Annotated in this window: 4 protein-coding genes; all 4 read right to left on the reverse strand. The window is 70.3% G+C overall.

Annotated features, from left to right (window positions below; all coding sequences use genetic code 11):
• Positions 1-50: 50 nt before the first annotated feature.
• Positions 51-2,273, reverse strand: a complete 2,223-nt coding sequence (locus tag VF665_RS23570) for a bifunctional (p)ppGpp synthetase/guanosine-3',5'-bis(diphosphate) 3'-pyrophosphohydrolase (protein WP_331055935.1) — start codon at positions 2,271-2,273, stop codon at positions 51-53.
• Positions 2,274-2,405: 132 nt separating this feature from the next.
• Entirely contained in the window at positions 2,406-3,167 is a 762-nt protein-coding gene (gene radC / locus VF665_RS23575; protein ID WP_331055936.1) for a RadC family protein, read from the reverse strand.
• Between the two features lie 185 nt (positions 3,168-3,352).
• Entirely contained in the window at positions 3,353-6,652 is a 3,300-nt protein-coding gene (gene secA, locus VF665_RS23580; RefSeq protein WP_331055937.1) for a preprotein translocase subunit SecA, read from the reverse strand.
• An 18-nt stretch (positions 6,653-6,670) separates the two neighbouring features.
• The coding region (gene nadD, locus VF665_RS23585) for a nicotinate-nucleotide adenylyltransferase (RefSeq protein WP_331055938.1) at positions 6,671-7,229 on the reverse strand (559 nt) is incomplete at its 5' end.

The raw sequence follows: 7,229 nt of genomic DNA on the forward strand, positions 1-7,229 counted from the left end.
CCTGTGGTACACCGAACAGAAACCGCAGTTCACGCCGCGTACGCCCGGCGTCAGCCCTCGCCCGCCTCCAGCTCCGGCTGCTCGCGCCGCTCCACCTTGACCACGCCCTTGACCTTCTTGATGGCGTTCAGCACCCGGTTCAGGTGCGCCAGGTTCTCTACCTCCACCACGAAGTCGCCGCGCATGCCGTGCTGGTCGGCGTTGATGTCGGCGCTCCTGATGTTGGTGTTGGTGGCGCTGATGGCGCTGGCGATGTCGGCGAACAGGCCGCGCCGGTCGCTCCCCTCCATGGCCAGCCGCACCAGAAAGCGGTCGGTGCCGTCGCCGTCCCAGTCAATCTCCACCCGCCGCTCCGGGTGCCCCTGCAGCTGCAGGATGTTGGGGCAGTCGATGCGGTGAATGCTCACGCCCCGGCCGCGGGTCACGTATCCCACCACCTTGTCGCCCGGCACCGGCTGGCAGCACTGGGAGTAGCGCACCATCAGGTTGCTCATTCCCTGAATGCGCACCGCGGCGTTGGGCTCGCGCCGCACCCGCGACACCAGGCGCTCAAAGGCGCTGGGCGGCTTCTGCGGCTCTTCCACGCTTTCCGGCCAGAGCGCGCGCATCACCGCGCTGGGCCCCAGGTCGCCCCGGCCCAGCGCCGCGAACAGGTGGTCGGCGTCGGGCTGCTCCAGCGCGCGGGCGGCGACGGCGAAGCGGTCGTCCGACACCTTGTCGCGCCGCGCCTTGCGGATCTCGCGCTCAATGAACTCGCGCCCCAGCCGCACCGAATCGCCGAACTCCTCTTCCTTGATCCACTGCCGGATCTTGTTGCGCGCCCGCGCCGTCTTGACGAACGCCAGCCAGTCGCGCGAGGGGCGCTGCTTGGCGTCGGTCATCACCTCCACCTGGTCGCCGTTCCGGAGCTCCCGGGTAATGGGTGTGATGCGGCCGTTGACCCGCGCGCCGGCGCAGTGCAGCCCCACCTCGGTGTGCACGGCAAAGGCGAAGTCGATGGGCGTGGCCCCCTTGGGGAGCTGCTTTACGTCGCCCATGGGGGTAAACACGAAGATCTCGTCCTGGAACAGGTCGATCCGCAGGAATTCCATGAATTCCTCCGGCTCGCGCGTTTCCTGCTGCCACTCCAGCACCTGCCGGAACCAGGTGAGCGTCTCGTCGACGTCGTCGCCCCGCGGCCCCTCGCGGTCCTTGTACTTCCAGTGCGCCGCGATGCCGTACTCGGCGGTGCGGTGCATGTCGCGGGTGCGGATCTGGATTTCGTACAGCCGCCCACCCGGCCCGAAGATGGTGGTGTGCAGCGACTGGTACATGTTGCTCTTGGGCGTGGCGATGTAGTCGTGGAACCGCTCCGTGAGCGGCGTCCAGCGATTGTGAATCACGCCCAGCGCGTGGTAGCAGTCGGCGATCGTTTCCACGATCACCCGCACCGCCATGAGGTCGTAGATCTCGTCGTAGGTCTTTTCCCGCTGCACCATCTTGCGGTAGATGGACCACAGGTGCTTGGGGCGCCCCGTGACGTCGCACCCGATTCCCGACTCGCGCAGCTCGGCCGAGAGCGGGGCCCGCAGGTTCTCGATCCATTCTTCGCGCTCGCGCCGCTTTTCCGACACCTTGCGGGCCAGCTCGCGGTAGGGCTCCGGCTCCAGGTACTTGAAGCACAGGTCCTCCAGCTCCCACTTGAGCGCGGCCACCCCCAGCCGGTGCGCCAGCGGAGCGTAGATCTCCCGCGTTTCCAGCGCAATGCGGCGCTGCTTCTCCTCCCGCAGCCAGTCCAGCGTGCGCATGTTGTGCAGCCGGTCCGCCAGCTTGATCAGGATGACGCGCGCGTCCTGCGCCATGCTCAGCAGCAGCTTGCGGAAGTTTTCCACCTGCTGCTCGGTGCTGGTGCGGAACTGCACCTTGGCGATCTTGGTGAGCCCGTCCACCACCGTGCTCACCTCGGCCCCGAACGCCGCCCGCACGTCGTCCAGCGTGGCCGGGGTGTCCTCCACCACGTCGTGGATCAGCCCGCCCGCGATGGTGGCCGAGTCCAGGTGCAGGTCGGCCAGAATGCGCGCGACCTCGATGCAGTGGACGATGTAGTCTTCGCCCGAGTGCCGCTTCTGCCCGGCGTGCGCCACGGAGCTGAACTCGTACGCGCGCGAGATCAGGTCCAGGTCCAGCCGGTCGGCGTACGGCTCCACCGCCGAAAACAGCTCCGGCGGAAGAATGCCGCGGGCGTGCTCCAGCGCCTGCTCGGCGGCGGGGAGCAGCGGGGCCTGGGACGCCATCAGCCGCGCGCCTCCCGACGGGGAGGCGCCGGCGTGCGCGCGGGGCGCGGCGGGCGGGTGCACGGGGCAGAGCGGCTCATGGCCGGAATCTAAGCATTCCGCGCGCCGCGGGCACCCCTGCGGCGCCCCGGGCTACAGCATCGACATGAGGCCTTCTTCGCTGAAGGAGTAGTAGCTGGCCTCGCCCACGATGATGTGGTCCTGCAGCGTGATGCCCATGGTGCGCCCCGCTCCCAGCACCCGCCGGGTGATTTCGCGGTCTTCGGGGGAGGGGGTGGGCACCCCCGTGGGGTGGTTGTGCACCAGCACCACCTTGGCCGCCCCCTCGGCCAGCGCGGGGCGAAACACGTCGCGGGGGTGGATCTTCACCTCGTCGGCGGTGCCCCGCGCCACCACCACGTCGCGCAGCAGCTGGTTGGCGGGGTTGAGCAGCAGGGCGTGCAGCTCCTCCTGCTGCAGGTCGCGCATGACCAGGCGCATGCGCTCGTATACGTCGCGGGCGGTGCGCAGGCACTCGCGGTCGGGGCGGGCCTCCTCGCACAGGCGGCGGCCCAGTTCCAGGGCGGCCCGCACCTTGGACGCCTTGGCCGCCCCGATGCCCGGCACCTCGCACAGCGCCGCCAGCGGCGCCGCGGCAATGCGGCGCAGCGATTCTTCGCCGGTAGGCGCCGCAAAGGCCGTGAGCAGGCTCCCCGCCAGGTCCATGGCCGACAGCGCCGGCCGCCCCCCCTTGGCCGCCGAGCCGGTTTCAATGATGAGCGCCAGCAGCTCGCGGGCGGAGAGCGCCCGCGCGCCCAGCGCCAGCATGCGCTCGCGGGGACGCTCCTGGTTGGGCCACCGCTTGATGGCGTGCGGGCTGAATCGGGGCGGGGCGCTGGGGCGCGGCGGCGTCATGGCGGCACTCCGGGCGTGGGTGCGGTGCGCGGGCCGCGGGCACCCGCCCCGAGCACCCGAAGATTCCCCGAAGTATAATCATCCCCGCCCCCTTTTTCCAGCACCGCCGCGCCCGCGCCAACGGCGACGGCGCCCGGAGCGGGATGCTCCGGGCGCCGTCGCCGTTCCGGGTGCCGCGCCGCGGGTCAGGCGCCGCGGCCGTGGCAGGCCTTGTACTTCCTGCCGCTGCCGCAGGGGCACGGGTCGTTGCGCCCCACGGTGGGCGTGGCCGCCTTGGGGGCCGCGCCCTCGTCGCGGTTGGTCTGCAGCTGCTGCGGCGGCGCGGCCGGCACCGCGGCGTACGGGTTGATGCCCAGCGACGGCGCTCGGCGCGGCGGGGGCGCCGGCTCGGGCGCGGGGGCCGGCTCCGGCGCGTCGCCGTACAGGGCCTCCATGGGCTCCGCGTCAAAGTCCCCGCCCGGCAGCGGCCCGCGCGCGTTCATCTCGTACCCGCCGAAGTCCTCGGGCGCCTCCATGGGCGCCAGCTGCGCGCGGAACACAAAGCGCGACGCCGACGTGTAGAGGTCCGTCATCAGGTCTTCGAACATGTCGTACGCTTCCTTCTTGTACTCCAGCAGGGGGTCCTTCTGCCCCCAGCCGCGGAAGCCGATGGACGCCTTCAGGTGGTCCAGGTCGTACAGGTGGTCCTTCCACTTTTCATCGATGGTGGAAAGCACCACGTAGCGCAGCACCGGGTCCGCCGCGTCGCCGAAGCGGTCCAGCTTTTCGTGGTAGTGGTCGCGGGCCAGCTCTACCACGTAGTCGTCCAGCTCGTCGCGGCTGCTGAAGGTGGGCTCGGCGCCCTCCTGCGCGGGCAGCCGGTCGGCCGGCATCATGAAGTCCAGCATGAGCCGCTGGCGCAGCCCGGCCAGGTCCCACTCCTCGGCGCCGGCGCCGGCGGGGGCGTACTCGTCCAGCACCACGGGGAGGGCGCGCTCGATCATCTCCCACACCTCGCCCCGCAGCTCCTCGCCGCCGTCCAGGGCAAAGGTGCGCAGGTCGTAGATGACCTCGCGCTGCTGGTTCATCACGTCGTCGTAGTCCAGCAGCCGCTTGCGCGACTCAAAGTGCTGCAGCTCCACCCGCTGCTGCGCCCCGCCGATGGAGTTGGTGATCCACGGGTGGGTGATGACCTCGCCCTCCTCGGCGCCCAGCCGGTCCATGATGGCGGCGATGCGGTCGCTGCCGAACAGGCGCATCAGGTCGTCTTCCAGCGAAAGGAAGAACTGCGACGCGCCCGGGTCGCCCTGGCGGCCGGCGCGGCCGCGCAGCTGCCGGTCGATGCGCCGCGACTCGTGCCGCTCGGAGCCGATGATGTGCAGCCCGCCCGTTTCCACCACGTAGTCGTCGGGCCTGGTGGTGAGGTCCACCACCTCGGCCGGGTCCGGCACCTTGGACAGCTCGGCCAGGTCGGCGCCGTGCGCCTTGAGCCAGGCGATGGTGCGCGGCTCGGTGACCCCCGCGCCCAGTTTGATGTCGGTGCCGCGGCCGGCCATGTTGGTGGCGATGGTGACCGCCCCGGCCTGCCCCGCCAGCGACACGATCTCGGCCTCGCGCTGGTGCTGCTTGGCGTTCAGCACCTCGTGCGGCACCCCCGCGCGCTTGAGCATGCGCGACAGCGTCTCGCTCACGTCCACGCTCACCGTGCCCACCAGCACGGGGATCTGCATGGCGTGCAGGCGCCGCACCTCTTCCACGATGGCGTTCAGCTTTTCGCGCCGGGTCTTGTAGACCAGGTCGTGGCGGTCGCTGCGCTGGATGGCCCGGTTGGTGGGAATCACCATCACGTCCAGGCCGTAGATCTGGTGGAACTCCCCTTCTTCCGTTTCGGCGGTGCCCGTCATGCCGCCGAGCTTGTCGAACATGCGGAAGTAGTTCTGGATGGTGATGGTGGCCAGGGTCTGCGTTTCGGCGCGCACCTGCACGCCCTCCTTGGCCTCCACCGCCTGGTGCAGCCCGTCGCTCCAGCGCCGGCCGGGCATCATGCGGCCGGTGAACTCGTCGACGATCATCACCTCGCCGTTCTGGATCACGTACTGCTCGTCGCGGTTGAAGAGCGTGTACGCCTTGAGCAGCTGGTGGATGATGTGGATCTTCTCGCTCTTTTCCGCGTACTCGCGCTCCAGCTCGTCGCGGGCGGCGCGCTTTTCATCCACCGACAGGCTGTCGTCCCCATCCACCCGGTGGATCTCCTCGGAGATGTCGGGAACGATGAACGCCTCGTGGTCTTCCGGCGCCAGCACGTCCAGCCCCTGGTCCGTCAGGTGGATGGTGTGCCCCTTCTCGTCCATGGAGTACAGCAGGTTTTCTTCGAGCAGGTGCACGCGCTTGTCCATCATGTAGTCGCGCTCCACCTTGCCCATCACCTTCACCAGCCCGGGGTCGTCGGCCAGCATCTTGAGCAGCCGCTTGTTGCGCGGCGAGCCGCGCCGGGCCAGGAACAGCTTTTCGCCCGCGGCGTAGCTGTCGCCGCCGGCGATGTCCTGCTCGGCCTGGGCGATCAGTTCGTTCACCAGACGCGTCTGGCGGCGGGCCAGGTCGGCCACGGCCGGGTTGTAGCGGGCGTACGCCGCGTTGGTCCCCGTCCCCACCGGCCCGCTGATGATGAGCGGGGTGCGGGCCTCGTCGATGAGCACGGAGTCCACTTCGTCCACGATGGCGTAGTGGTGGCCGCGCTGCACGCGCTGCTCCGACCCGTGCACCATGTTGTCGCGCAGGTAGTCGAAGCCGAACTCGTTGTTGGTGCCGTAGGTGATGTCGGCGGCATAGGCGGCGCGGCGCTCCGGCGTGTTGGGCTCGTGCAGGTCGATGCACCCGGTGGTGAGCCCCAGGTAGCCGTACAGGTGCCCCATCCACTCGCTGTCGCGCTGCGCCAGGTACGAGTTCACGGTCACCAGGTGCGCGCCGCGGCCGGCCAGCGCGTTCAGGTACAGCGGCAGGGTGGCCACCAGGGTCTTGCCCTCGCCCGTGGCCATCTCGGCCACCTTGCCCTGGTGCAGGGTGATGCCGCCGATGAGCTGCACGTCGTAGTGCACCATGTCCCAGCGCAGCGTCTGGCCGGTCACGGTGGCCTCGGTGCCCACCAGCCGGGCGGCCGCCGCCTTGACGGTGGCGAACGCCTCGGGAAGGATGTCGTCCAGCACCGCCTCCAGCTCGGCCTTGAGCCGCTGCTCGGCCTCGCCGATGCGCTGCGAGAGGGCCTCGCGCTCGGCGGCGTCCTCGCTGGCGCGGCGCTCGGCGCGCAGTTCGTCCAGCTCGGCCTCCACGCCGGCGGTGGCCTCGCGGATCAGCTCGCGGAACCGCTCCGTCTGCCCGCGCAGCTCCTCTTCAGGAACGCTGCGCAGCCGCTCGAACTCGCGGTTGATCTCGTCGACGATGGGCTGCAGCCGCTTCAGTTCGCGCGTGTGGCGCGTTCCGAACACGGCGCGTACCAGGCTCTTGAGCATCAGAAACTTCCTCGGCAATCAACGGGAACGGCCCCCGTACAGCCCGTGGCGCTCGATCAGCGCGCACACGGGCTCGGGGACCAGGTATTTGAGCGTTTGTCCCGCCGCGGCACGGCGGCGTACCTCGGTGGACGACACGTCCACCCGCGTGACCCGCACGGCCAGGGCCGGGAGCGGGCTTTCGGGCGGAAGCGCGTCGCCCTCGCGCGAAACGACGGCCAGCGTGGCCAGCCGCATCACTTCGTCCGGCTCGCGCCAGCGCGGCAGCTCCCGCAGCAGGTCGGCGCCGGCCAGCAGAAACAGTTCGGCCTCCGCGTGGCGCCCGCGCAGTTCGCGCAGCGTATCCACCGTATACGACGGGCCGGCCCGCCGCAGCTCCAGGTCGTCCGCGCGAAAGCGGTCGTCGCCCCGGATGGCCGCCTGCACCATGCGCAGCCGCAGCCCGGGCGCGGTGCGCACCCGATCGCGCTTGATCGGGTGCACGGCGGAGGGGATCCAGAGCAGCCGGTCCAGCCGCAGCGCCTCGCAGGCGTCGGAGGCGGCCACCAGGTGGCCCAGGTGCGGAGGATCGAACGAT

Source organism: Longimicrobium sp. (assembly GCF_036387355.1).
Lineage (GTDB): Bacteria > Gemmatimonadota > Gemmatimonadetes > Longimicrobiales > Longimicrobiaceae > Longimicrobium.